The sequence below is a fragment of the Paenibacillus sp. F024 genome (assembly GCF_057814255.1).
On sequence record NZ_JBVASZ010000012.1, the window covers coordinates 60,747 to 84,827 of the forward strand.

The following is a 24,081-nucleotide window of genomic DNA, read 5'->3' on the forward strand; positions in this document are numbered from 1 at the left end:
AAATGTTTGCTTTATAAGATCCCTTTTTCTTGGGTTTGCTCCCCAACTTTTGCTGTGATAGACTTTTGGCTTTGGTCCAACCGATCCAAAAATTGATCGATTGCCGATGGTTTAATGCTGCCGTTTGCTATCAGCTGGGAGAGAATTTTGGTTACATCGATCGATGTCTTCATCATATTATCCCCAATCCAGTATTTAGATTGAAATTCCTTCTCTGAAATATGGCGGTTGTTACCCAACGGTGATCCCAGTACTGCTTCTGTTGCCGGGAATTCAAGTGACATTCATTTTCTCCAGCGTGACCATCTTTCGTCACCGAAACTCATGTTATCTCATAATACTATAGACTTATTTTATCTATAAAAAAATCCCCCGATTGGGGGAGAACACACCGGAGGGGAAACCTCAAGTCAAGCTGCCTGATTCACTGGCACGCTGCAGCAATAACAAACCCGCTATTATGCACAAGATCTTTCGGCGTATGATCTGTATTACGATTTAGCTTTTCAATAAGTACCAACCAACATTCGCTAGGCTTATTCTAGAGTATCTCAATGGTTTCCTGCAAAAAGAGGATGCTCTTTGCCGGAACGCTTTCTTCATTTGAAAGAAGCGCCAGAGTTACTGCTTCTCTTCGTTTTCGGCTTCCCATTTAGATATTTCTTCCCGAACCCGCGGAGCTACCTCTGTCCCCAGCAGCTCAATAGCCCTCATCACATCCTCATGAGGCATCGTGCCAACCGGTACGTGCAGCAGGAAGCGTGTGATCCCTACGTGCTTACGAAGGTGAATGATTTTCCGGGCAACGGTCTCCGGATCTCCTACGTAAAGCGCTCCTTCAAAGCTTCGTGCGGCATCGAAGGTTGAACGGTTGTACTGTCCCCAGCCCCGCTCCCGTCCAATCACATTCATGCTTGCCTGGGTAGAAGGAAAAAATTTGTCAGCCGCAGCCTGTGTATCGCCCGCAATGAAACCGTGCGAGTGCGACGCGACCGGCAACCGCATTACATCATGACCTGCGTGTGCCGCAGCTTTCTTATAAAGCTGCACAAGCGGCGCAAAGTGAATAGGACTGCCTCCAATAATCGCCAGAACAAGCGGCAGTCCAAGCAGGCCTGCCCGGATAACAGATTCCGAAGTGCCTCCGCTGCCGATCCATACCGGTAATGGATTCTGAACCGGACGCGGATACACGCCAAGCTGATGAATCGCCGGCCGATGCCGGCCTTTCCAGGTTACTTTTTCAGATTCTCGTAGTTTTAACAATAAATCCAGCTTCTCATCGAACAGCTCGTCGTAATCATTTAAATCATATCCAAACAACGGAAAGGATTCGATAAAAGAACCCCGGCCCGCCATAATCTCTGCACGTCCGTTCGAGATTCCGTCGAGCGTAGCAAAATCCTGAAATATGCGTACCGGATCGGCAGAAGAAAGCACCGTTACCGCACTTGTCAGCCGTATCCGTTTGGTCTGTGACGCAGCCGCAGCCAGCACGACTGCAGGAGAAGACGCCGCATAATCTTTACGGTGATGCTCACCCACGCCAAATACATCCAACCCCACTTGATCTGCAAGTACAATTTCCTCGACAACTTCACGCAATCGCTGGGCATGACTCATCACCTCACCGGTTTCAACGTCCGGCGTTGTCTCTACAAACGTGCTCACACCTATCTCCACACATCGTTCCCCCCACTTAAATATTCTGTTCTCGCCAGCTTCTTCTCAAGCTGACAACATCACATATCTATATTTTGGTCCTTTGCTTTACTCTTTTCAAGTTTCTTGAAGTGCTGATTACAGTCTCCCTTACTGCTGATACGGTTTCCCGCCTTGTCTGTAACGGCAAAAATTTGTCGGTTAAAAGAGGATTCCCATAATTTGTGACGAATACCCATAAAAAACTATCTATATTCTATCGAGGTGTTTTTTAATGATAGAGGAACGTGAAATTACTCTAAATGAAATTAAACAGCTTTTAGCTAAAAAGGAAAACCATAGACTTGATTTCAAAAGCAAGTATATTTCACCTAATAAGTTGCAAAATACTTTTGTTGCATTTGCAAATGCTGATGGTGGTGACCTCTATATTGGAATTGAAGATAGTGAAGTAAAGGATCGGCTTAAAGGCTTCAATGAACCTGAACAAGCAAATGATATTATTAAACATCTGATCATGGAAACGAATCCAACTGTAGAAGGAGTAGAAATTGAACTTCTAAAATACAAAGACAACTATATCTTACATCTCATTATTCCCAAAAGTGAAAAAGTGCACTATACTGCATCTAGCGATTGCTATCAAAGAATAAACGCATCTTCCATTAAAATAAAAGGTGACCAGGTGACACAACTCGGCTATTCTAAAGGTTTTTACAAATTTGAAGAACAGCGGGTTGAGACTTCAGAGCTCGACGATATTCTTTATGCGCCCTTTTTAAATAATTACCTCGAGAGAATTGGTAGTAATCAAGAACCCATTCGATTTCTCAGAAGAAATAGACTTACTATTGAGAAGGAAGAAAAAGTTAAGCCTACTGTAGCATGTGTGCTTCTTTTTGATGAAGAACCTCAAGAAGTCCTACAATCTAAAGCAAGCGTTAAAATTGTCCGGATGAAAACATTATCGAGTGAATATAAGCGTGAACAACTAGCTAGAAATATTGTTTTATCAGGTCCACTTGAAAAGTTAGCTCGCTCCGCTGAAGAATCAATTTTTAAAATAATAGATGAGGAATCCACCAATATGGATGGGATAAAATTAGATGTATCCTATCCAGTAGAGGCAGTACACGAAATTCTCGTGAATGCATTTCTTCATCGTGATTACAGCATTGCAGACGACATTCATGTTACAATCTTTGATAACAGAATTGAAATTAAGTCACCTGGACGTCTTCCTGGTAATGTAACTAAAGAAAATATCTTGAATGCTCACTTCGCTCGGAACCCGAATCTAGTTCGTATTATTAATAAGCTCCCTGATCCCATGAATCACGATTTAGGTGAAGGACTGAATACTGCTTATAATGCAATGCGAAAAGCTGGATTGGTATCACCTGAAATTGATGAGATTGATAATAATGTTATTGTTACTTTACACCATAGAAAATTGGCTTCATATGAAGATCAAATCATTGATTATTTAAAAACAAACGAATGGATCACAAATAAAATTGCCCGGCAAATAACTGGCGAGGATTCAGAAAATAAGGTTAAAAAATCCTTGCAAAAACTACGTAAAGCTGGACGCATTATACCAGAAGACCCAAAAGCAAATCGCTTTAAATTTAGGTATAAATTAAAAAAATAATTTACAAAACAATAGACTAGAGTAGTGGAGGCCGTCCCAAAAATCACCGAAGGTAACGGGGATGGCCCTTGTTTTCATATTTGTAAATCAAAAAGAAGCCAATCCTTGGTAAAATGGAAGTGACGAGCAACCATTCAAAGGAGGGCTTCTTTTGTACATTCAATATAACATGGATCAACTCTATCTGCCAATGGATTTAGAGGAGGATATTCCAGCGGGACATCTTGTCCGCGTTGTAAATGTTACGGTTAATCGGTTGGACAACAACATTTTTGCGGCTGCTTATCCAGGTGGAGGCCGAGACAGTTACCACCCGAAGATGCTCACGAAAATCATCATCTATGCCTACGCTCAACGGATTTACTCCTCCCGTCAAATCGCAAAAGCAGTCCGTGAACACATCCCGTTCATGCGGCTCGCCGCCCGGCAACGGCCAGATTTCCGCACCATTAATCGTTTCCGTTCCGAGCGGATGAAAGACGTGTTGGAAAGCATCTTTACTGCGGTAGTTGGTTTCCTTGTGGAGGCCGGGTACGTGAAGCTCAAGCATGACTTTGTGGACGGTACCAAAATCGAAGCGAACGCCAATAAGTACACGTTTGTTTGGGGCAAAGCGGTGGTAAAGCATAAAGCACGATTGCAAGAAAAAGTAAAAACGCTCTTTGCCGGCATCGAGGAAGCGGAGCGGCAACTCGAAGAAAAGCTGAAAGCCAAACCAAAGGACAGATCGCTGAAAAAGGCGGTTCGCTTGGTGCGTAAAGATCTTCTGCCGCGTTTGCAAACATATGAGCATCACCAAGAGGTGCTAGGCGGGCGGAACAGTTACAGCAAGACCGTTCCGGATGCGACCTTCATGCGGATGAAAGAAGATCATATGCAAAACGGACAACTCAAGCCCGGCTACAATGTGCAGATCGGAACAGGAAAACCATTTCATCGTCGGATACAGCTTGCATCAGTGCCCGACCGACACACGCTGCTTGAAGCCGCTTTTAGAGAAAGTAAAGACAGTGCTCGGTCAGTTGCCGGGTACAGTGATTGCCGACGCTGGTTATAAAATAGGATATAGTCTGATACAATCTGGTAAGCAACCTGGTAACTCTCAAATTCATGTCTGGATAGACAATCCTTCTCCAAAATGGCATGAAACGCTTCAATATGTGCATTTTTGTTCGGTGTTTTCGGCGGTATTCGCTCATGCTCTATCTGAAGCTGCAGACAGGTCTCTTCAAAAACATGGCTGATGAACTACGGACCATTATCGGTACGAATCACCGGTAGCGTTTCCAAAGAGCACGTTGTACGATCTGCGCGGCATGCTTGCCTTCGCAAGAAGACCCATATGGTAATCGATGATCGACCGATCATACGCATCAATGAGGCTCAGCAGGGAAAAGAACCGCTCTTCTGCTGCGATATAACCGTACTTTACATCCATTTCCCAAAGCTGATTAGAACCCCGGATTTCCCGGTTATTCGTCAGTCTTCTGGGATACTGCACCCGTTTTCGCCGCTGAGGCTGAAGGATGTCTAGTTCACGGCAAAGTCGATATACCTTTTTCTTGTTAATGATCAGCCCATGCTATCGCCTGAGACATACGGTTAATTTTCGGTAACCATAGGCTGACTCTTCCCCGGCGATGAGCTCCATCAACCATTCTTTGATCTGATCGTCACTGATGGGACGTTTTTGTTGATTGAAGGAATACCCAGGAATTGGGCGTCCACCCCTAAATACTCGTTCTTGCTTGAAATGCTTCTTTCGGTAATAGTACGTTGCTTCACTGACGCCAACCATTCGCAGCACCATTGCAGTCTTATACCCCCGCGCAATCCATATGTCGGCGATTTCTATTTTGTCCGATATGTGGAGTTCACCTTTTTTACGAGGTCACGCAGAATCGATATTTCCAGATCTTTTTCGCCAAGCAGTTTCTTCAGTTTGTCGTTCTCGTGTTCCAACACTTGAAATTCTTTGGGTTATGGCGCATAGGGCGCTGCCTTTCTCGCGTCAGGAGCCGCATTTTTCCAACCTGCTTGCTGAGATTGACGAATCCATCGGGATAACATCTTACCGTCAATTCCGTGTCTTCTTGCGACCTGACTGGCATTCCCAGCTTCAAGCGCTTCCTGGATGAGCTGCTGTTTAAATTCTATGCTGTAACTTTCCGCTGCATCTTTTCATCCCTCCACTTCGGTTAATTCACATTGTAGTAGATTAAGAGAAAAGACTCAAAGGTAAATTCGGGGCTTTAGAGGAAGCAGCACGAGAACTACTTCAAAGTGAAGAAGGATATAAGCTTTCCGTTCGTCGTATGATTGAACCGGAGAGTGTGTTTGGACAAATGAAAAACAACCGGAGCTTCCGGCGGTTCCTGCTTCACGGCTTGCCCAAAGTGAGCCTGGAGGTCGGGTGGCTTTCGCTTGCCCATAATCTACTCAAATGGGCAATGATAAACCAAAAAGCGCGAGTCGTGGGGGCCATGTAACCCCCAAACTCGCGCTTTTTTTGCTTAAACTCTCAGAACAAGGCCGTCCCTGCATAATTAAAAACTACTTTTGGGACAGCCCCATTTAGGACATTATAACTATAAATTATTGAGCGCAGTTAATCTATCTACACAGTTAGGACATACGCCACAGTGAACTCTACTATTGGCTTGACATGAGTACGTCATTGCAATAGGTACCCCTAGCTTGATTCCAAGTTCCGCGACTTCTGTTTTTGAATTGTCTCGAAAAGGCATACATATCTTAACTGTTCCGTAATCCTCTAACATTGTACCCAACTTATCAAAAAAGTCCTTGGAGCAATCTATTTCTTTAGCATGATTTGAATTTATGAACGCTGAATATACTTCGGTTATATTTTCAGATTGTGCTACAGAAGCGGCAACTGATAAAAACAATAAATTTCTATAGGGCAAATATAAATCATCAGCTACGACTTCATCCTCCCATAAGTTTGGCTCATTGATCATGCGTGAAGGAGAAGTACGATATATATCTCCAATTCGTACAACTTTGATTGCTTCTTTATAATCCTTAGGAATAACTCTAAGCAGGGTATTATATTCTTCCTGTTTAAAATGTTGACCGTAGTCAATAAACAATGGAAGTACTCGTTTCCCTTGCTGCTGTAACCAATACGCCATAACAGTAGAATCCATGCCACCTGATGCCATAAGGAGCGCGTCGAATCTACTCATTTTTCCCACCAACCTTTGTTCTAGAAGCATATTCATAAACAGTGTCTATAACTTCTCCTAGGGTATGGCAAATTTTGCTGACAGTCTTTCTTAAAAAGAGGTTTCTTGCTGACTTGTTTGGATCAAAAAGTATAGTAGGCTTACCCTTGGCTGCCATCCAACCTATTTCAACATAAGTACCTGGATCATCATTTAATAAAACAGCTACCAGAACAGAACATTTATCAAGAAGAATTAAATCTTTATTATAGGCTTCTAGCTGTTGAAAATCGGGTTCATCTCCTCTAATTATCCCATTCTCCACCACGGGCCGATGAGGTGAAAAATTATGATACTGAAGAGCAGCATATAACTTTTCAATCCAAGTAACATTAACATCTGGAAAGTCTGGTGCAGCAATATAAATATGTTGCTCACTCCTCTCTTCCCAGTGCAGTTCCGTACCCTTTAACTCTAATATCTCATCATAACTAGGAAGACTTTCCATCAAATCACAAAACAATTCGTGTTTCCAAGTACTTGCATACCAAGCCGAAGAATACGATGCAAGTCTTAATGAAATCTCTGTCTGTATTTCCTGATAATAATTAGCAAGAAATATTGCATTAAAACAGTCTCCTACACCCACAGAGTGAGCCGTTTCAACCGGAAATGCAGGTGCATCAATCCATCCATCATTACTCCTATAGTAACGTGATCCGCCTCTATTCTCCTTTAACAGAACAGAGTTAACTTTACCTGAATTTACGACGTCAGCTAGGTTTGAACTCTTACCTAGACATATATCCTTGAAATACTCAGAAGACGTAGAAATAATAAACGTTTCGAGTTCAATCCCCATGTTCAATACTCCAACTATCTGCTCTTTACCATACTGGCAATCTATGTGTACTCTGCACGAAAGTTCCTTAATGATTTGAAGAACTCTATCCACTGGGTACTTTCCTGGATATAGGATTATATCTGTTGGGGATTTTGTTTGAAGAACCTTTTTTAATTCATCCAACCATAATTCAGTATCGTGTTGATCCTTTAATATATCATTATAGCCTTGGTTTCCTGCTTCTACGGAATCAGCAATAAATATTACATTAGGACACTCCAGAATTTCACCTATTTGATGACATGATTTTGCACCTAGTTGTTCTGCCCAGTGAGAGATACTCTTTAATAAATAACTAGGTGAGATATATGCTAAAGAATACTCTACTTTAAGAGCGTGAAGCGCTCTCGCAGTATGAAAAACCCCACCAAGCCTCAACATATTTTTATCATCTACTTGTGCTTGTAAATGAACATCTGTGTAGACCTCTCCTATTAACAAAAACTTCAAACTAGTTTGCATCTAAGTTTACCATTACCTTAGGAATAGGTAAATTTGCACTAAAAACAACTTTACCGGTGTACCTATGACCCTTTTTCATACAGCCTAAAAGATAACTGTACCTACTAGGCATGAAGCCGATGATATCCATATTAATGGAACTAACCACTACAATTCTGCCATTAACTGTAGCATCGCTTACTTCTACTTCATGATCTTTTAAGGGCACCTTATTTTGAGCCTTATAATATTCTGACCGTGCTACCTCTTCTAGTAAAGCCTCTTTAATAGCTTTTACGCATAATTCGCTGTTACTTGGAGTATGTAGGTCACCAAAAGATCCTGTTCCAGAACTTCCCACTTTATATCCCTCCGATATTAATTTTCACAGATACATTAATATTAGACATCGTTATCCAAACTCCTCCAATTTATTACAAAAAAAGTTAAGGAGTGCTCTCAGGCTCTCCTTAACTTTGTAAAGAAATATCGCATACTTCCAGTGTATTTTTATTGTATACTAATTTCCCTGTAATAATGCCCTCACAATCAAGTATATAGGGAAGTAGATATGTCATACTCTCTGGAACATAACTACTAGTATAAATTTTTTCCATTTCCACCCAATCAACCTCTCCCTCTTCAGATGAGATAAGCTGACCGTGAAAATCATTTGATTCAAACAACATTAATACTTCTGTACCTTCTTTCTTTAAAACATTAGATACAGTCATTACACCGCGGAATTTTATATCATTCAAATATATTCCCGTTTCTTCCATAACTTCACGAATACAGGCCTCTTTTGGAGACTCTAGCAATTCAACCTTTCCACCAGGTGCATTCCAATACCCCTTAAAAGGGCTTTTATGCCTCTTTTGAACAAGAATCTTATCATTGTCTCTAACAATACATAATGTAAATACATTACCCATAATATTCCCCCCCACCCAATATAGATAATGATCCGATAATAAGATAGCAAATTAGTAGGATATCTTAAAGAGAACATATGCTTCATATAAAAATATCTTCAAATGCGTTGTCGTTACTTATGATAAGGTTCACCATGTTTAATCTTAAAAAAATCCGTTTTTCCCTCATGGTAAATTCCCATCAAATTCCCCATCAGCTACCCCTTTCATCCTCTCTACGCCAAGCGCCATCTCCCGCTCGGACAAATGCGAAAAGTAAAAGTATGCGCCGTATCTCAGGCCATCCCGTTGAAGGACATGCGTCTCCGACCACCGGACCCCGACCTCCGTACAGTGTCTGCGAAAGGTTTGGTAATCTTCTTCGTTCCCTCTCCACCAGCCGAATATATGAAGCCCGGCATCGCTGTCCGTCCATTCAAACCAGCGGGTTAGTCCGATCTGAGCAGCCGCATGAATAAACCGAATTTCCGGCTACATATCCGTTTCATTCGGCGCAGGTGCCGTTCCGCTCCCCATAAAGGCGGCAAGCGCCTTTTGCTCGAGCAGTTTGACCGGATGCGGCTCAAACAGCGACTGAGCAAAGGTGAACGGCTCCACCAAAGCTGGGGCAGGACGGCGAGGAATACGCGATCATCCCCTCCGACTTCCCTGATTCATAACCCGTTGCTGCCGATTCCCCCATGGAAGCTTTTCTTTCATGTGCAAAAAAGCTATTCTAATATAAAAGGAGGTTATCTGTTTGACTAACGAATCCGAATTGAACTTACTTGCACAGAGGCTCCCTGAATGGTTGGAATCGAGCCGGAGCGTAACGTCCCAGGGCCAGCCGGCTTCCTATATACCCGAGCTGGCTCTCGCCCCGGCCGATGCGCTCGGGATTACCGTAATGGACGGCAGCGGACGGGAAGTGACCGCAGGCGACTGCGGCTTGCGCTTTACCCTGCAGAGTATTTCTAAAGTGTTTACGCTGCTCCTTGCCTTAATGGATCGGGGCGAGGAAGGCGTATTCCAGCGGGTAGGCATGGAGCCGACGGGCGACGACTTCAACTCCATGCTCAAGCTGGAGCTGGTGGAGCCGGGCAAACCGTTCAATCCCTTGATCAATGCCGGGGCCATTGCCGTCTCCTCTTTGATTCACGGAGCGACACCGGCGGAAAAAACGGAACGCATCCTCGCATTTTTCCGGGAGCTGGCCGACGACGCTTCGCTCACTTACAACGAAGCCGTCTATCGGTCGGAGTCGTCTACCGCCCACCGCAACCGGTCGCTGGCCTATTTCCTGAAGGATAACGAAGTGCTTAGCGAAGCCGATGACGTAGAGGACATCCTCGACGTTTACTTTAAGCACTGCTCGATTGAGGTCACCTGCCGTCACGTGGCGCGAATGGCCCTGGTGCTGGCCATGAACGGCACGGACCCGCTGACCGGACGCCGGCTGATCCCGAGGCGTTACGTGCAGATCGCCAAAACCTTCATGTTTTCCTGCGGCATGTACAACGCCTCCGGGGAGTTCGCCATCCGTGTCGGCATCCCGGCCAAGAGCGGCGTAGCCGGCGGCATTATGGCGCTGGTACCCGGCCGTTATGGTATCGGCGTGATCGGTCCGGCGCTTAATGACAAAGGCAACAGCACTGCAGGGGTTCACCTGCTGCAGACGCTGTCGGAGCAGTTTGATTGGAGTATTTTTTAGCCTCGGAAAAATACAAAAAAACACAAGTCCCGTTCGCCAAAGTGCGGGGGCTTGTGTTTTTTGCTTTCTTACAGCTTATCTCAAGTCCTGCATTGCGATCATATCCATGTCGGTAAATTCCTGATTTTCTCCGGCCATGGCCCAGATGAACGTATAATTGCTTGTACCGACGCCGCTGTGGATCGACCAGCTGGGGCTGATAATCGCCTGCTCATTGCGGACAATCAGATGGCGGGTTTCGTTGGATTCTCCCATCATATGGAACACTACGCCATCTTCGGGCATATCGAAGTAGAGATACGTTTCCGAACGGCGGTTATGCGTGTGGCTCGGCATCGTATTCCACATGTTCCCCGGCTTCAGCAGCGTCATACCCATTACGAGCTGGCAGCTCTTTACGCCGTTAAGGTGGATATATTTATAGATCGTGCGCTCATTGGAGTTGGCGAGAGAGCCCAGATGTGCCGGTTCCGCTTGGCTGACCGCCACTTTTTCCGTCGGATAATTTTTGTGCGCAGGCGTAGAGCTGAGATAAAAGCGTGCCGGGTTCAATGCGTCCTCGCTTCTGAACCATACCTCCTTGTTTCCGAGACCGACATACAAGCCATCCTTATTGTCCAGCCCGTACTCGGTTCCGTCTACCGTTACGCTTCCCCGGGCGCCGATATTGATGATCCCGATCTCGCGGCGCTCGAGAAAATAATCCCCACCGATATCGTGCTTGCCGGCTTTCAGCTTCACCGGCTCTTCTACCGGGATTACGCCCCCTGTAATAAAGCGGTCTACGTGACTGTATACCATGTTCAGCTGACCGGGAACAAATAATCCCTCCATCAAAAATTGTTTGCGCAAGCGTTCCGTATCGTATAATTTCGCATCTGTCGGATTGGCCGCATAACGGTTTTCCATCATGATATGAATTCCTCCCGATAACGTATTCACTTGCCATTATAATACGAACGTTCATTTTAGTATATATAAATAATTAATAAACCAAAATGAACATAAATGAACATGAATTTATTGTATTCTCGAATGCCTTGAATCTCCCTGTTCGATACGAACGCCTGCCGACGTATATTTTTGCGCTGTTTCTTCAGGCAAACCGCTGTCCGTAATAATGACTGGAATGTCCGAAAGCTTGGCGAACGTGATGAGCGCACCTTTATCGAACTTGCTGTTGTCGGCGACGCAAAACACCTGCTTGGCTGAACGGATCAACGCCTGCTTTTGCTCCATATGCATATGCGTAAAGATGGTAAAGCCGTACTCCTGGTGAATCCCGGTAGTCGAGAGAAAGGCCTTCTGCACGTTCAGCTTCTCCAAAAACCGTCCCGGATCCTCGCTGACCAACAGATTCCGGCTGCGGAAGCCCCCTGGAACGACAAGCCGGATTTGATCCTTCTTGATTAACTCGCTGATGATATAAAGATCGTTTGTGATGACCGTGAGCGGCTCATTGTCAAGCATTCGGGCCATCTGCAGCGTCGTGCTGCCGCTGTCCAGTGCGATAATATCGTTGGGTTCAATGAAGGATAGCGCGCGCATGGCCGCCTCGTATTTTTCATTCGTCTGTTTGCCGTTCGGCATCTTGTCGGGGAACAACCCGGAATATCCCTCATTTGCGAGGATCGCCCCGCCATGGGTTCGCAGAAGCAGTCCCTTGGCCTCCAGCTTCTCCAGATCCTGACGAATCGTTTTACCCGTTACCCCAAGCCGGGCGGCAAGCTCGACAACGGTCACTTCTTGTTGGGCTATCAGCAGCTCCATTATGCTTTCGTAACGTTTGATGGCTGACATCGGATTCCTCCGCTCGTGCGAATATACTTTCCCCCATCGTAACACAGCTTTCCGGGCAAAACCAAGATTCTTTCGTTGAAAACAGCCCAAATGGTTTCTTCCGACACCCGTATTTTGTAAAAAAGCACCGTGACGCTCCCGCGGTAAAGTGATATAATATGAACTAATGCCAAAAGAAGACATGGAAGGAAGAATCATAATGAATCCACTTGCACGCCAATTGAATGAAACGATCGCGGAAGAAAACCGACACGTATTCGACATGCTTTCCGATCTTGGCAAGCAAATCTATTTCCCTAAGGTAGGCATTCTCAGCCAATCCGCAGAAGCGAAGGCCAAAGCCAAGAAATTCAACGCTACCATCGGTACGGCGCTCGAAAAAGGCCAACCGATGCATCTCAAAGTGATTCAGGATACCTTGTCCGCCTATAATCCCAAGGACATTTATGAATATGCCCCGCCGGCCGGCAAACCGGAGCTGCGTGCCGCTTGGCGCAGCAAAATGCTGGAAGAAAACCCCTCCCTTCAAGGCAAAGGTCTCGGCAACCCGATCGCAACCAATGCGCTGACGCACGGGCTGAGCATCGTAGCCGACTTGTTCGCCGGACCGGGAGATGCCGTTGTCATCCCTGACAAAAATTGGGAGAACTATGAATTGACCTTCGGCATTCGCCGCGGTGCCGAGCTCGTATACTATCCGCTGTACAACAGCGAACGCAAATTTAACGCGGACGGACTCCGCGACGCCCTGCTGGCGCAGAAGGATAAAGGCAAAGCGATCGTCTTGTTGAACTTCCCGAATAATCCCACGGGCTACACGCCGGGACCGGAAGAAGGACGCACGATCGTGGCGGCCATCAAAGATGCCGCGGAAGCCGGTATCAATGTGGTTGCCGTGACCGACGACGCCTACTTCGGACTCTTCTTCGAGGATTCCTTGCAGCAATCGCTGGCTGGAGATCTGGCCGACCTGCACCCGCGCGTCCTGTCTGTCAAAATTGACGGCGCCACCAAGGAAGAATATGTGTGGGGCTTCCGTGTCGGCTTTATCACCTATGCCGGCCAAAGCGACGCCACATTAGCTGCGCTTGAGCAGAAAACGATGGGCATCATCCGCGCGACGATCTCCAGCGGCCCGCATCCGTCCCAAACGTTCGTGCTGCACGCACTGCAATCTCCGGATTTCAAAGCGCAGAAGCAGGAGAAATTTGAAATCATGAAGGGCCGCGCCAACCGTACCAAAGCGCTGCTCGACAGCGGTAAATTCGACGGCGCCTGGGAATACTACCCGTTTAATTCCGGCTATTTCATGTGCCTGAAGCTGAAGACCGTTGACGCCGAAACCCTGCGCGTCCATCTCCTGGAGCAATACGGCATCGGCACGATCGCACTTGGCGAAACAGACCTTCGTGTAGCGTTCTCCTGCATCGAGGAAGAGAATATTGAAGAACTGTTCGAAACGATCTACCAAGGTGTGCTGGATATCGAGAAGCTCAACTCCAAATAATCGGAAAGCCTATAAAAAAATCCAAGTCCCTGCTCCATCAAGGAGCAGCGGACTTGGATTTTTTTATTAGATCAGCAAATTGAACAAATTCGGATCCTTGTTGATTTCACTGAAACGGAGGCCTCTTTGCTGCATCCGTTCAATCAGAGGACCGTAATCCTCCTTATGCTTCAGCTCGATGCCGACCAGGGCCGGTCCGTTCTCCTTGCTCGTTTTCTTTGTATACTCAAATCGGGTAATATCGTCATTAGGTCCCAGCACATACTCGAGAAATTCCCGCAGGGCCCCGGCTCGCTGAGGGAAATTGACGATGAAGTAATGCTTCAAGCCCTCGTAAATAAGCGACCGTTCCTTAATTTCCTGCATCCGGTCGATATCGTTGTTGCCGCCGCTGATGACGCACACCACGTTCTTGCCCGCAATCTGCTCGCGGTAGAACTCCAGTGCCGCAACCGGAAGCGCCCCTGCGGGCTCGGCTACGATCGCGTTCTCGTTGTACAGCTCGAGAATCGTCGTACATACCTTGCCTTCCGGAACGACAACAATATCGTCTACTACCTCACGGGCGATGTCGAAATTGATCTCGCCTACCCGCTTGACGGCCGTACCGTCTACGAACTTGTCGATCTCGCCCAGCGTTACAATCTCTCCATCATCAATCGACTGCCGCATCGAGGGCGCCCCGGCAGCTTCAACACCAATCACCCGTGTTGTGGAGCTGATGCTTTTGATGTACGTGCCGATTCCTGCAATCAGACCGCCGCCGCCAATACCTGCAAACACATAATCGGCCTCCTCCCGCATGTCGTTCATCAGCTCCAGGCCTACCGTTCCCTGCCCAGCTACGACCTTTGGGTTATCGAACGGATGAATAAACGACATATCTTCCCGATCGCAATAAGCTAAAGCCTCTCTCAGCGAATCGTCAAACGTATCGCCGATCAGCAGTATTTCTACGAACGGGCCGCCAAACAGCTTTACCTGCGAAATCTTCTGCCGCGGCGTCGTAGCCGGCATAAAAATTTTGCCCGGGATCTGCAGCGTCTTGCAGGAATAAGCGACACCCTGCGCATGATTGCCGGCGCTCGCGCACACCACGCCTCTTTGCAGCTTTTCCTCGGGAAGACTGCGGATCAGATTATAGGCACCGCGTATTTTAAACGAACGGACGACCTGAAGATCCTCCCGTTTCAAATAAACGTTACAGCCGTATTTCTCAGACAAAATGAAATTTTTTTGCAGCGGGGTGTGCTGAACGACATCCTTCAGCACATGGCTGGCCACGATAATGTCCTCGAGCTTGATGCGTTGTGCATTCATTTTGGCGCTTCCTCCAACGTTTGTCACCATATTTCCTACTAATTATACACGTTAAGAAAATCGTGTCTACCCTTGCCTCATTCCGACAAAAAAAGAAGAGCCCTTCAACCAGGCGCCGGGCGCCGGATGAAGGACTTACGATGCAATTCCAACCTTTTTTCTTCTTTAGTCTGTCATCTATCGAATAATGATGGTGTTTACGACTTGGGCTTTGCCTCTCAGCTCAAGCGAGCGGCCTGCAGTCAGCAGGCTGAGATCACCGGAAATATACAGATCGGTGGATACGCCGTATACCGCCGTCTGAACTCCGCCGTTGACCGACTGGTTAATGGAAATGGTGCCAAGTTGGCCCTTGGAATTCAAGGTGTAGCTGTTCAATGTGCCAGTGACCGTGAAGTCGGCATTCTGCTCAGGGTCATTTGATTGGTTCAATACTTCAACATAAATGGCTTTTCCGCTATAAGTGCGGATCAAAACTTGATCTCCCGCACGAAGTTCGGTTGCCGCTACTTTGGCGCCATTGCGGAAAATAAAGGCATTGGCGTCAAGCTCGACATTCGCCGTTGTGTTATTTTCTAATTTAATAGGAAGCAAGTTATTGGATACCGATGCGCTTACTGTCCCGCTCACGGAAGTACGGTCAGGCAATTGGGTTCCTGTACGGTCAAGCAGCGCTGCCAGCTCAGCACGGGTTACCGGCTTGTTCGGACGGAACGTATTGTCCTCATAACCGTCAATGAGATTTTTCTCCAATGCTACTGCTACGTAACCCACTGCTCCTGCAGGAATTTGTTTGGCATCCTTGAAAGGCAGCTGCGCATTCATTTTCGCTTTGGCTTCATCTTGAAGCTTCAAAGCTTTGACAAGCAGCATCGTCGCCCATAGACGATCCGCCGGTTTATTCGGCTCGACCTTATCGTCTGTTTCCAAGAACAGATCGTTTTGAAGCGCTACCGATACATAGCCTGTCGCCCAAGGGTAGTCTTCTTTAATTTTGTCGGCGTCTTTGAAGTTCAGGTTCGCCTGCTTCGCCGCATCGGATTCGGCCTGATCTCTAAGGCCCATCAAACGAACGGCTGCCGTAATCGCTTCGATGCGGGAAATCGTTTTCCGCGGCTGGAACGTACCGTCCTCATATCCTTCAAATACGCGCTTGGATGCCAAGCTTGCTATGTAGCGCGCCGCCCACTCGACGTCTTTTCCTTTCAGGTCGTCAAAGCTCAATTTGATATTGACGTTGATGTCGTTGTTGTTTCCATATTTTTCATCATTGTTCTTATAATCAAAGCGGGACTCATACTGATTTTTCCAATTGCGATCGTCGTCCTTCTCCTTATCGCGTCCTTTACCTTTGCCGTCGGCGAATGCGGCGGTAGAACCACCCAGTACCATAGCCAGAGTCAATGCGGAAACAACAGTCTTTTTAAATGTCGTGTTCATCGGTCATTCTCCTTTAAAAGTTTGTTTTTGGACAGGCAGCAGCCACACCGTTCGGACAAGAGACCGGCGAACGGCATCCATACCGCAGCGCTAGATTACGCTTGTCCGGACGCCGCTTCGTAAAGCGTCTGCATGCAAGTCACCGATTGATTACGTTATGAGGATGATCTCAGAACCTTCGCGAAGAGTTCCTTGCTTCACCAAATCATTTCGCCACCCTAAAAATGTTTGTGGGGGTGCTTTTGCTCAACTTTTCCAAAAGTGATAAACTTGACAGCAGAAACGATGGGGATGAGGAGCTTGAATCCCGCAACAATAAAGGAGCGAATCGGTTTGGGAAGAAATGCGAAAAGAAAAAAAATGACCGCCCTTCTGGCGGTTCTGTCTCTTGTCGTCATAGCGTCGGTCTATGCTTTGGTCGGGGGCGGCGGTAAGAACGCAGGCTCTCCGAATACGAATATGGCGGCATCGTCAACCGGGAATGGGAACGCCTCCAACGCATCGGCTCAACCCCATTCGAAACCGGATCCGAACTCTTCTGTTCCCAAAGAACAGGTAGATATCGTCGTCATCGGCAGTGAGCTCGAGGGCCTCTACTTAGCCCGCGCTGCAGCGGATGAAGGACTCAAGGTGAAGGTTCTCGACACTCGCGATGCCTTCGGAGGTCAAGTGCTGCAGGGAGAGATGCTTTTTTTGGACGAGACCCGCGATGATGCGCGCCGCCTGCTGGTTCAAGGACGGGCGAAGGAGCTGTTCGACGGTTTTCGCAGCGGCAAAATCCGCAAGCTTAATGAATTCGAGCAATATTTCGATAAACTGATTCAAGGCATTCCTGTAGAGCAAGGCATACGAATCGACAGCATAGAACAGCTTCAGGGACAGTTTGGCGCTCATGGGGTGGGAGCGCTTCAATACACGACGAAGGAGGGGCAACATAAACGGATTGAAGCTTCTTACTGGGTAGAAAATACCGATTATGCGGCGATGGCGAGCAAGCTTGAGGTTAACCGTCTGCCGGGACTGGAAAAGTTCTATGGACAAAGCCAAATTGAATATATGAGCTCCGGCATGATGATGAAGTTCAAGAACGTCGATTGGACGAAATTCCAACAGCATTTCAACAGTTTGACCACGCAGGAGCGAAACCAAAAGTACGGTTACGGTCAAGTCGATCACAGCTATGCTATCGGACTTACGGGGATGACCAGCCGATATAAGCCGACCAACGATCGTGTCTTCCTTCGCGGACTGAATGCAGTCCATCAGCGGGACGGTGAAGTCATCATCAATGCGTTCTTGATTTATACCGTCGATCCGTCCGATGACAAGTCGGTCGCTGAAGCGATGGAGCTGGGCCAAAAGGAAATTCCGCACATCCTGGAGCATTTCCGCAAAAACATCGTAGGCTGGGAGAAAGCAGAGCTTAACGGCTTCCCGAACTACTTGTATATCCGCGAGTATAACCACTACGAAACCGATTATGTGCTCAAGCCGTCGGACATGCTGGGGGCCAAAATGTTCTGGGATAACGTCAGCATCGGGGGCTATCCGCTTGATCTGCAGGGCACCAGTGCGAATAAGTGGGGCATCGAGATGGGCCGGCCGGACAAATACGGGATGCCGCTGCGCAGCTTCCTGCTCAAAAATTACGATAACGTGATTATGGCCGGCAAAAACGTCGGGGCCTCCGCGATCGCTTTCGGCAGCGCGCGTATTCAACCGAATACCAGTCTCGCTGCGGAATCGATCGGTGTCATTCTGGGACAAATTCAAGGCAAAAAAAAGCTCCGCGAAGTCAATGAATCCGACATGCCGGCGCTGCAGAGCTACCTTGCAAGCAAATATGCGATTAAGCTGACCGGAGTGTCCGGCAACAATAAGATCGCCGGTTGGACGCCGGACGAAATCGCCAAGCTGGATACGGGCGAGATCGTCTATGCACAATACGTGAAGAAGCGGAAGTAGCCGCAGATTCACTAAACAAATAACGGACCCCGACGGGTCCGTTATTTGTTTTATTTGTTTTATCGGATAGCAAAGCTTAACTTAACCGTGGAGTCCTCAAAAGCTATCTCACGAATGCTCACATGCTTCGGTAAATAGTCGTTCAGATGGATTTGCAGCGGGCTGAGCCGAAACCACCCAAGCGGAACAGATAACCCGCGGATTTGAGTGCCGGTATGCAGCGCCGTCAAATAAGGCTCCTTCCAGCCCAGCTCAAACCGCAGCTTGGTTCCTGCCTCAAGCCGCCGCCCGACGAGGATGTTTACGTCAGCGGACAGCCGCTCTTCCCTCAGCGCAAATGCAGCTCCCGTTACCGTTATGCCCGGGCGCAGCTCAGCTCTCCTGGCGAGTGCCTGCTTCAACAGGTCGTTCACCTCATGTTCGGTCAAAACCAATTCCAGTTTTCGGGCCATCAGCATCGCCGTCAGCTTATCCCCCAAATCCAACGGTGCATAAGACAGATCGAGCGGTTCGGCCGGACGAACGTACCATGCCGCACCCGCAGCAAGCATGGCCAAAATAATGGCCAACGCCGCCAAACGCTTGATGAACACACTCACTTGAAAACATCACCGCCCCGGTCTTTCGTTACGGCTTCGGGTTCCCCTGCTGCTTTTCCTTCAGCCACTTTGGCGCGCCTTTATTTTTTCGGTCGCGCTCCCTCTCCGGCTTCCTTTTAGGGGCCTTCTGCTGTTCCGGCGTCCCTTTCGCACTGGCCCTCGCAGGCTTGCCCTGACCCGCTCCGCCGCCTTGAGCATTCCGGCGCTCCGCCGGCGCGGCTTCTCCGCCTGGCCCTTTACGCTCTGCAGGGCTTTTGACTACCCGCCGCGGTCCCCTCTCTTGCTTCGGATCGATCACTTTACCTTGATACATCGCTTTGTGTTCAATTTCAATCCCAAGGGTCTTCTCAAACTTGTTTATGATGAACTGCTCCCGCGGCGTAATGATCGACAAAGCCAATCCCTTGCGCCCCATCCGGCCCGTACGACCCACGCGATGTACATAATGGTCTGCATCCACCGGCGGATCCAGATTAATGACATGCGTCACCTGCGGCAGGTCCAGACCGCGTGCAGCAACATCGGTAGCCAGCAGCAGCTGGAATTTGCCCGACCGAAACGCCTGCATGACATTGGCCCGGTCCTGCTTGGACGCTTCTCCGTACAGACCCTCCACGGACAAGCCGACATACTGCAGCTTGGCTACCGCTTCTCCGATATCATCCGTCTCGTTGATAAACACGATGGCGGCCTTCGGGTTATATAACCGGACGAGCCTGCGCAGCGTGTCGATCTTATCCCGCTCCTCGCAGACGAAATACAGATGCTCGAGCGTCTCTGACGTACGCTGTGCCGGATTGACGCGCACATAAACCGGATCATTCATCCAGCGGTCGATCACGTTCTGAAGCGGTGCCGGAAACGTAGCCGAGAAGAACAGCAGCTGCCGGTCGCGGAGCATGCCTTTAAACAGCGCTTCGACCTCCTGCATTGAACCAAGCTCGAACACCTGGTCTACCTCGTCAACAACGACCGTGCGAATCCCGTGAAGCTTCAATTTTTTCAGCTTGACGAGCTCATACACGCGGCCGGGAGTCCCGACTACGATCTGGGGCTTCAGCTTAAGCTTATCGATCTGGCGCTCGATCGAAGCCCCTCCGATCAGCTGCTGTACGCGAATCTCGCTGTCTTTTGTTAAGTCCTCCAGCGTTTTGACAATCTGCATGCCAAGCTCTCGCGTCGGCACGAGCACCAGTGCCTGCACTTCCCGCACCGATTCGTCGACCTTGTGCAGCAGCGGCAGTGAATAAGCAAGTGTCTTCCCCGTTCCGGTTTGCGACTGGGCGACAAGATCCTTTCCTTGCAGCGCAATGGGGATCGCCTCCGCCTGAATCTGCGAAGGCTCAGTGATTTCCAGCTCCTGCAGCCGTTTGACATAAGCCGGAGCAATATGTAAAGAAGCAAAGCCCGTATTCATTCCATCATCCCTTCTACGTCTTTCGTTTTCTTAGTATACCAAATTGTACCGCCAATTTCTCTTACGAATCGTCCTGCCGGTAAAAATGAAATTGATCATGCCGGACAAGCGGGATATAATACCCCTAAGTACAAGGAAGGAAGGTTCCCATGAGCATCGATATCGTTTCCATTAACACAGGACAGCCCAAGATCGTTTCCTATCAAAAGAAAGATCTCCTTACGGGCATCTACAAAACTCCTGCCGCAGAACCTGTTTTTTTGACCCGGCTGCATTGGGAGGGAGACGGTCAAGCGGACCTTATCCATCATGGGGGACCGGATAAAGCCGTTTGCGTATACCCGCATGAGCATTATGCTTACTGGGAGTCCGTGATGGGTCGGGCGTTGCCGCCTGCAGCCTTCGGAGAAAATTTGACCGTCCGCGGGTTAACCGAGGAGTACATTTGTATCGGAGACACCTTCCGTTTAGGAGAGGCGGTCGTTCAAGTCAGCCAGCCGCGTCAGCCGTGCTTTAAGCTCTCGGTCAAACTGGACAGACCCGATTTGCCCCTGCTGGTTCAAAATACCGGGTATACAGGGTATTATTTCAGGGTTCTGGAGGAAGGCCTCGTGAGTAAAGAAAACGGACTCCTTCCCATCGGCCGGCTCCCGAATCCAATCACGATCGCTTACGCCAACCGCATTATGTATCAGGAAAAAACGAACCGCAGGGCCATGGAGGAGCTGCTGCAAGTCGAAGAGCTGTCTAGCGCATGGAAGGATACGTTTCGCGCAAGGCTCGAAGGTCAACAAAGCGGCGATTCGTAAGAAGAAGCCATGCCAAGCCTTGAGGCCATGAAAAAACACCTGCACTTTTTGCACAGGCTGTGCAGGTGTCTGCCCTCTTTACTCTCTGAATCTCGAGCGGTTCAGCTCTTCCTGTTTACGTTTTATCCAGGCGAAGACGGCATCGAGTGCGCGCTCGTCGTCCTCCTTCGGAAATCGGTGCTCCAAGCCTTCGTACAGCTCCATCGCATAGTCTTTCCCCGCCCGTTCCAATGCCCCGGCGAGCTTGCGCGCGTGGGATACGCTGACCTGCATGTCATTCATTCCATGCACGATCATCACAGGCACCTTCACCTGTTCAATCCAAAACACCGGCGAACGCCGTTCATACGCATCCGCCTGCTTTCTCGGGTGTCCCACCACCCTTTTGAGCATCCGTCTTAGATCCACACGCTCTTCGTAGGTATCGAACAAGTCGCTCACACCGCCCCAGACGACGACAGGACCGACCTCAGGGCATTCCTTAGCCGCCTGCATCGCCATGATCGCTCCTCTGGAGAAGCCGATCAACGGCACCGGACCAGGCACCATTTCCGGTAAAGACTGCATGAGCTTAACCGCATGATAGACGTCGAAACGGTCCTCTCCGCCGAAGTCCTCCCGGCCTTCCCCGCCTTCATTTCCGCGATAAAAAGGAGCGAACACCACGTACCCCCGCCTCGCCAAAGAGAAGATACGCCTTTTACGCACCATGCCGACCTTGCGGATTCCACCGCGGCAGTAGAGCAGTCCCGGTCCAGGAGCCCCAGCTTCGGGAACAGCCAAATAGCCCTTGACCTTCAAGCCCTGACTGATGTAGGTTAGCAGATAAAGCTTGATCCCTTTGGCCTGGCTTCGCAACGGTTCACGCTCTACCAGCATGCCATCCTCCCAGACGCCCGTGCATGCTTCTTCGGCAGTCGGTATCTTTTCCCGGGCCGCCGGCTTCACCTCCTCGCTCTCTGTAGTCCCTTGCCTATTGGTTTGCATGACTGTTCACTCCGTTTTTGACACTAGGGTATCTTCAAGATAAACTATGATGTATTATGACCGGAAAGGTGGAAATTCAATGAATTCACGTTTTACAGAAGAGTTCGACGGACTCTTAGAAAAGTTCTCCGAGCTGCTCACCGGCGATGTCTCCCCCGAAACGGTGGAGAAAATCAAGGTTTGGGCGATATATAACCACATACATAAAACCATGCCTGCCTTGGCCAGTCATTGGAATCAGCTGCATCCCGAGGGGAAAGCCGACATCCGCAAGCTGTTCGAGGAAGTGCGCGACCTCAATCTCAAGCTGAAAGCCGAGAATCAAAAGCAGGAATAACAAGCGTCCGCCCGCTGCTGCCATAATCAATACCGTCCTTGGTTTCCGCCTACTTTTTATTCAACAGCTTAAATGCGATCCGATCGAACAAGCGCGGAAACAGCTGGTACAGCTTCACTCCGAAAGCAGCCATAAACGGCAAATTCACTTCCGGCGTTCGGCGCTCGATCGCCGTGAGCACCTTCATGACCACCTGCTTGGGCTTCAGCATAAACCATCTGATATTATTCACGTAATGCCCGGTCGGGTCGGCCCGGTCGAAGAACGGTGTGTCAATCGGCCCCGGATTGATCGCCGTCAGATGAATGCCGGTGCCGACAAGCTCCTGTCGCAGGCAGTTGGTAAAGCCCAGCACCGCATGCTTCGAGGCTGAATATCCGCTGGATTTGGCCGATCCGATCTTGCCCGCCATGGAGGCAATGTTCACAATGTGACCGCCGCCCTGCTTGAGCATGTGCGGCAGCACCGCCTTGGTACAGCGGACGACCCCCATATAGTTGACGTCCATCATGCTCTCGATTTCAGACAAATCCGCATCCAAGAACGCTTCGAACACGCCGTATCCGGCATTATTGATCAATATATCGATACGGCCGTGCTCGGCGATCACCCGCTCCATGGTCTTGGCTACCTGTTCCCCGGAGGTTACATCAAGCAAGTATACGCCGTGCGGACCTTTTATAGTAGAGGCGATCTCCGTCAGCTTCTGCTCCGAACGCGCCATCAGAATCGGAACGGCCCCCCGGGCCGCAAGCATCCGCGCCATCATCGCCCCTATACCGCTGGAAGCGCCGGTAATCGCTACGATTTTTCCTTGAAAATCCATTGTGTGTGCCCCCTGCCGTTATGGACCTTAGAAGAAAAGAAAAAAGCGAAAGCTCTTAACGGCCATTCGGACCGGTTTCAAGCCTTCGCTATCATCTTACACATCATTTGGCTATGATTTCAACTGCATGATTAAGCAATCAGCACTTGAATATCCAATTCTCCGATTCCATCCATGATAAGTGGAATGGTGAGCGCTCTCTTTGCATCAAAGCCCGCCGCATTCGCGGATTGCATCAGCTTCGGCGGCGTAATGTCTACACGAACCCCTTGGTTGTACAGCATGGTGCTGGCATTACCGCTGATCATATTGCCGAGCTCGGATATGGCGCTTTTGCTCATTTCATCCATCTCGGTAATGAGAAATCCTCCCATCATTGCGGAAACGACTTTCAACGCCACTTCCTCCTGAAGCCCGAAAACGATGTCTCCTTCCATCTGCCCGGTCATCCCGATTTGAATCCAGATGTAGTTTTCAACAAGTTTCACGTCTTTGATGCCGAGCTGACCGGTGGACGGCCGGATATTGGCGACTTGCTCAATAACAATGCGAGCCGATTCCAAGAACGGATTGATGAGCTCTGCCTTCATAAGATTAATG

The 24,081-nt window shown here is 48.7% G+C and carries 23 protein-coding genes and 3 pseudogenes; 8 read left to right on the top strand and 18 right to left on the bottom strand.

What is annotated here, in order from left to right:
• Window positions 1–11: 11 nt before the first annotated feature.
• Window positions 12–284, bottom strand: coding sequence for a hypothetical protein (locus tag ACZYR9_RS14085; RefSeq protein WP_488979133.1), 273 nt, complete (start codon window positions 282–284; stop codon window positions 12–14).
• Between the two features lie 337 nt (window positions 285–621).
• Window positions 622–1,683, bottom strand: coding sequence for an LLM class flavin-dependent oxidoreductase (locus ACZYR9_RS14090; protein ID WP_488979134.1), 1,062 nt, complete (start codon window positions 1,681–1,683; stop codon window positions 622–624).
• A gap of 253 nt (window positions 1,684–1,936) precedes the next feature.
• Between ACZYR9_RS14090 and ACZYR9_RS14095 the strand changes: the two genes are divergently transcribed.
• Window positions 1,937–3,316, top strand: a complete 1,380-nt coding sequence (locus tag ACZYR9_RS14095; RefSeq protein ID WP_488979135.1) for an RNA/DNA-binding domain-containing protein — start codon at window positions 1,937–1,939, stop codon at window positions 3,314–3,316.
• A 151-nt stretch (window positions 3,317–3,467) separates the two neighbouring features.
• Window positions 3,468–4,371, top strand: a pseudogene (locus tag ACZYR9_RS14100) (transposase); the annotation flags it as partial.
• A 31-nt stretch (window positions 4,372–4,402) separates the two neighbouring features.
• Here ACZYR9_RS14100 and ACZYR9_RS14105 read toward each other — a convergent pair.
• The 3 genes and pseudogenes from ACZYR9_RS14105 to ACZYR9_RS14115 form a co-directional block, all read right to left on the bottom strand.
• Window positions 4,403–4,561: pseudogene (locus tag ACZYR9_RS14105) on the bottom strand (integrase core domain-containing protein); the annotation flags it as partial.
• A gap of 13 nt (window positions 4,562–4,574) precedes the next feature.
• A complete protein-coding gene (locus ACZYR9_RS14110; protein ID WP_488979136.1) occupies window positions 4,575–4,817 on the bottom strand; it encodes a hypothetical protein in 243 nt (80 codons plus the stop codon).
• A 479-nt stretch (window positions 4,818–5,296) separates the two neighbouring features.
• Window positions 5,297–5,473, bottom strand: a complete 177-nt coding sequence (locus ACZYR9_RS14115) for a transposase (protein ID WP_488979221.1) — start codon at window positions 5,471–5,473, stop codon at window positions 5,297–5,299.
• A gap of 98 nt (window positions 5,474–5,571) precedes the next feature.
• On the opposite strand from ACZYR9_RS14115, the pseudogene ACZYR9_RS14120 reads away from it, so the two are divergent.
• Window positions 5,572–5,805 (top strand): annotated as a pseudogene (locus ACZYR9_RS14120) (transposase); the annotation flags it as partial.
• Window positions 5,806–5,904: 99 nt separating this feature from the next.
• Here the strand turns inward: ACZYR9_RS14120 and ACZYR9_RS14125 are convergent.
• From ACZYR9_RS14125 to ACZYR9_RS14140, 4 genes are all read right to left on the bottom strand, one after another.
• Window positions 5,905–6,561 (bottom strand): 7-cyano-7-deazaguanine synthase, encoded by a 657-nt coding sequence (locus ACZYR9_RS14125; protein WP_488979137.1) that lies wholly within the window; start codon window positions 6,559–6,561, stop codon window positions 5,905–5,907.
• Complete coding sequence (locus tag ACZYR9_RS14130) at window positions 6,518–7,870, bottom strand: nucleoside 2-deoxyribosyltransferase (RefSeq protein ID WP_488979138.1); 1,353 nt, start codon at window positions 7,868–7,870, stop codon at window positions 6,518–6,520. The genes ACZYR9_RS14125 and ACZYR9_RS14130 overlap by 44 nt, the downstream gene beginning before the upstream one ends.
• Window positions 7,860–8,210, bottom strand: coding sequence for a hypothetical protein (locus tag ACZYR9_RS14135; RefSeq protein WP_488979139.1), 351 nt, complete (start codon window positions 8,208–8,210; stop codon window positions 7,860–7,862). The genes ACZYR9_RS14130 and ACZYR9_RS14135 overlap by 11 nt, the downstream gene beginning before the upstream one ends.
• Window positions 8,211–8,319: 109 nt before the next feature.
• Window positions 8,320–8,784, bottom strand: a complete 465-nt coding sequence (locus ACZYR9_RS14140) for an NUDIX hydrolase (protein WP_488979140.1) — start codon at window positions 8,782–8,784, stop codon at window positions 8,320–8,322.
• Window positions 8,785–9,523: 739 nt separating this feature from the next.
• On the opposite strand from ACZYR9_RS14140, the gene glsA reads away from it, so the two are divergent.
• Complete coding sequence (gene glsA / locus ACZYR9_RS14145; protein ID WP_488979141.1) at window positions 9,524–10,474, top strand: glutaminase A; 951 nt, start codon at window positions 9,524–9,526, stop codon at window positions 10,472–10,474.
• A gap of 75 nt (window positions 10,475–10,549) precedes the next feature.
• Here glsA and kduI read toward each other — a convergent pair whose 3' ends face one another.
• Together kduI and ACZYR9_RS14155 are read right to left on the bottom strand one after the other, a co-directional pair.
• The gene (gene kduI / locus ACZYR9_RS14150) at window positions 10,550–11,383 is read right to left on the bottom strand and encodes a 5-dehydro-4-deoxy-D-glucuronate isomerase (RefSeq protein ID WP_488979222.1); all 834 of its coding nucleotides are present in this window, start codon (window positions 11,381–11,383) and stop codon (window positions 10,550–10,552) included.
• A 111-nt stretch (window positions 11,384–11,494) separates the two neighbouring features.
• Window positions 11,495–12,274, bottom strand: a complete 780-nt coding sequence (locus ACZYR9_RS14155; protein ID WP_488979142.1) for a DeoR/GlpR family DNA-binding transcription regulator — start codon at window positions 12,272–12,274, stop codon at window positions 11,495–11,497.
• Between the two features lie 199 nt (window positions 12,275–12,473).
• Here ACZYR9_RS14155 and ACZYR9_RS14160 point away from each other — a divergent pair, with 199 nt between their 5' ends.
• Window positions 12,474–13,781: an aminotransferase class I/II-fold pyridoxal phosphate-dependent enzyme gene (locus tag ACZYR9_RS14160; RefSeq protein WP_488979143.1), complete on the top strand. Its 1,308-nt coding sequence runs from the start codon at window positions 12,474–12,476 to the stop codon at window positions 13,779–13,781.
• A gap of 66 nt (window positions 13,782–13,847) precedes the next feature.
• Here the strand turns inward: ACZYR9_RS14160 and ilvA are convergent, their stop codons facing one another.
• Together ilvA and ACZYR9_RS14170 are read right to left on the bottom strand one after the other, a co-directional pair.
• Window positions 13,848–15,101 carry a threonine ammonia-lyase IlvA gene (ilvA, locus tag ACZYR9_RS14165; RefSeq protein WP_488979144.1) on the bottom strand — a complete coding sequence of 418 codons (1,254 nt, stop codon included), beginning with the start codon at window positions 15,099–15,101 and terminating at the stop codon, window positions 13,848–13,850.
• A 177-nt stretch (window positions 15,102–15,278) separates the two neighbouring features.
• The gene (locus ACZYR9_RS14170) at window positions 15,279–16,541 is read right to left on the bottom strand and encodes an S-layer homology domain-containing protein (protein WP_488979145.1); all 1,263 of its coding nucleotides are present in this window, start codon (window positions 16,539–16,541) and stop codon (window positions 15,279–15,281) included.
• A gap of 333 nt (window positions 16,542–16,874) precedes the next feature.
• Here ACZYR9_RS14170 and ACZYR9_RS14175 point away from each other — a divergent pair, with 333 nt between their 5' ends.
• Entirely contained in the window at window positions 16,875–18,506 is a 1,632-nt protein-coding gene (locus ACZYR9_RS14175; protein ID WP_488979146.1) for an FAD-dependent oxidoreductase, read from the top strand.
• A gap of 59 nt (window positions 18,507–18,565) precedes the next feature.
• On the opposite strand, the gene ACZYR9_RS14180 is transcribed toward ACZYR9_RS14175, so the two are convergent.
• Entirely contained in the window at window positions 18,566–19,105 is a 540-nt protein-coding gene (locus ACZYR9_RS14180; RefSeq protein ID WP_488979147.1) for a hypothetical protein, read from the bottom strand.
• A 28-nt stretch (window positions 19,106–19,133) separates the two neighbouring features.
• Window positions 19,134–20,522, bottom strand: a complete 1,389-nt coding sequence (locus tag ACZYR9_RS14185; protein ID WP_488979148.1) for a DEAD/DEAH box helicase — start codon at window positions 20,520–20,522, stop codon at window positions 19,134–19,136.
• 149 nt (window positions 20,523–20,671) lie between these two features.
• On the opposite strand from ACZYR9_RS14185, the gene ACZYR9_RS14190 reads away from it, so the two are divergent.
• Window positions 20,672–21,331 carry an MOSC domain-containing protein gene (locus tag ACZYR9_RS14190; protein WP_488979149.1) on the top strand — a complete coding sequence of 220 codons (660 nt, stop codon included), beginning with the start codon at window positions 20,672–20,674 and terminating at the stop codon, window positions 21,329–21,331.
• 78 nt (window positions 21,332–21,409) lie between these two features.
• Here the strand turns inward: ACZYR9_RS14190 and ACZYR9_RS14195 are convergent, their stop codons facing one another.
• Window positions 21,410–22,210 carry an alpha/beta hydrolase family protein gene (locus tag ACZYR9_RS14195; protein WP_488979223.1) on the bottom strand — a complete coding sequence of 267 codons (801 nt, stop codon included), beginning with the start codon at window positions 22,208–22,210 and terminating at the stop codon, window positions 21,410–21,412.
• Window positions 22,211–22,397: 187 nt separating this feature from the next.
• Between ACZYR9_RS14195 and ACZYR9_RS14200 the strand changes: the two genes are divergently transcribed.
• Window positions 22,398–22,655, top strand: coding sequence for a DUF2573 family protein (locus tag ACZYR9_RS14200; protein WP_488979150.1), 258 nt, complete (start codon window positions 22,398–22,400; stop codon window positions 22,653–22,655).
• A 49-nt stretch (window positions 22,656–22,704) separates the two neighbouring features.
• On the opposite strand, the gene ACZYR9_RS14205 is transcribed toward ACZYR9_RS14200, so the two are convergent.
• Window positions 22,705–23,481: an SDR family NAD(P)-dependent oxidoreductase gene (locus ACZYR9_RS14205; protein ID WP_488979151.1), complete on the bottom strand. Its 777-nt coding sequence runs from the start codon at window positions 23,479–23,481 to the stop codon at window positions 22,705–22,707.
• 131 nt (window positions 23,482–23,612) lie between these two features.
• Window positions 23,613–24,071 carry a chemotaxis protein CheX gene (locus ACZYR9_RS14210; protein ID WP_488979152.1) on the bottom strand — a complete coding sequence of 153 codons (459 nt, stop codon included), beginning with the start codon at window positions 24,069–24,071 and terminating at the stop codon, window positions 23,613–23,615.
• Window positions 24,072–24,081: the final 10 nt, after the last annotated feature.

What these genes read in the sequence shown, in the direction of transcription:
- ACZYR9_RS14085 (WP_488979133.1), bottom strand. Translation starts at nt 284, where the DNA reads ATGTCACTTGAATTCCCGGCAACAGAAGCAGTACTGGGATCACCGTTG.
- ACZYR9_RS14095 (WP_488979135.1), top strand. Translation starts at nt 1,937, where the DNA reads ATGATAGAGGAACGTGAAATTACTCTAAATGAAATTAAACAGCTTTTA.
- ACZYR9_RS14125 (WP_488979137.1), bottom strand. Translation starts at nt 6,561, where the DNA reads ATGAATATGCTTCTAGAACAAAGGTTGGTGGGAAAAATGAGTAGATTC.
- ACZYR9_RS14130 (WP_488979138.1), bottom strand. Translation starts at nt 7,870, where the DNA reads ATGCAAACTAGTTTGAAGTTTTTGTTAATAGGAGAGGTCTACACAGAT.
- ACZYR9_RS14140 (WP_488979140.1), bottom strand. Translation starts at nt 8,784, where the DNA reads ATGGGTAATGTATTTACATTATGTATTGTTAGAGACAATGATAAGATT.
- kduI (WP_488979222.1), bottom strand. Translation starts at nt 11,383, where the DNA reads ATGGAAAACCGTTATGCGGCCAATCCGACAGATGCGAAATTATACGAT.
- ACZYR9_RS14155 (WP_488979142.1), bottom strand. Translation starts at nt 12,274, where the DNA reads ATGTCAGCCATCAAACGTTACGAAAGCATAATGGAGCTGCTGATAGCC.
- ACZYR9_RS14160 (WP_488979143.1), top strand. Translation starts at nt 12,474, where the DNA reads ATGAATCCACTTGCACGCCAATTGAATGAAACGATCGCGGAAGAAAAC.
- ilvA (WP_488979144.1), bottom strand. Translation starts at nt 15,101, where the DNA reads ATGAATGCACAACGCATCAAGCTCGAGGACATTATCGTGGCCAGCCAT.
- ACZYR9_RS14170 (WP_488979145.1), bottom strand. Translation starts at nt 16,541, where the DNA reads ATGAACACGACATTTAAAAAGACTGTTGTTTCCGCATTGACTCTGGCT.
- ACZYR9_RS14185 (WP_488979148.1), bottom strand. Translation starts at nt 20,522, where the DNA reads ATGAATACGGGCTTTGCTTCTTTACATATTGCTCCGGCTTATGTCAAA.
- ACZYR9_RS14190 (WP_488979149.1), top strand. Translation starts at nt 20,672, where the DNA reads ATGAGCATCGATATCGTTTCCATTAACACAGGACAGCCCAAGATCGTT.
- ACZYR9_RS14195 (WP_488979223.1), bottom strand. Translation starts at nt 22,210, where the DNA reads ATGCTGGTAGAGCGTGAACCGTTGCGAAGCCAGGCCAAAGGGATCAAG.
- ACZYR9_RS14200 (WP_488979150.1), top strand. Translation starts at nt 22,398, where the DNA reads ATGAATTCACGTTTTACAGAAGAGTTCGACGGACTCTTAGAAAAGTTC.
- ACZYR9_RS14205 (WP_488979151.1), bottom strand. Translation starts at nt 23,481, where the DNA reads ATGGATTTTCAAGGAAAAATCGTAGCGATTACCGGCGCTTCCAGCGGT.
- ACZYR9_RS14210 (WP_488979152.1), bottom strand. Translation starts at nt 24,071, where the DNA reads ATGAAGGCAGAGCTCATCAATCCGTTCTTGGAATCGGCTCGCATTGTT.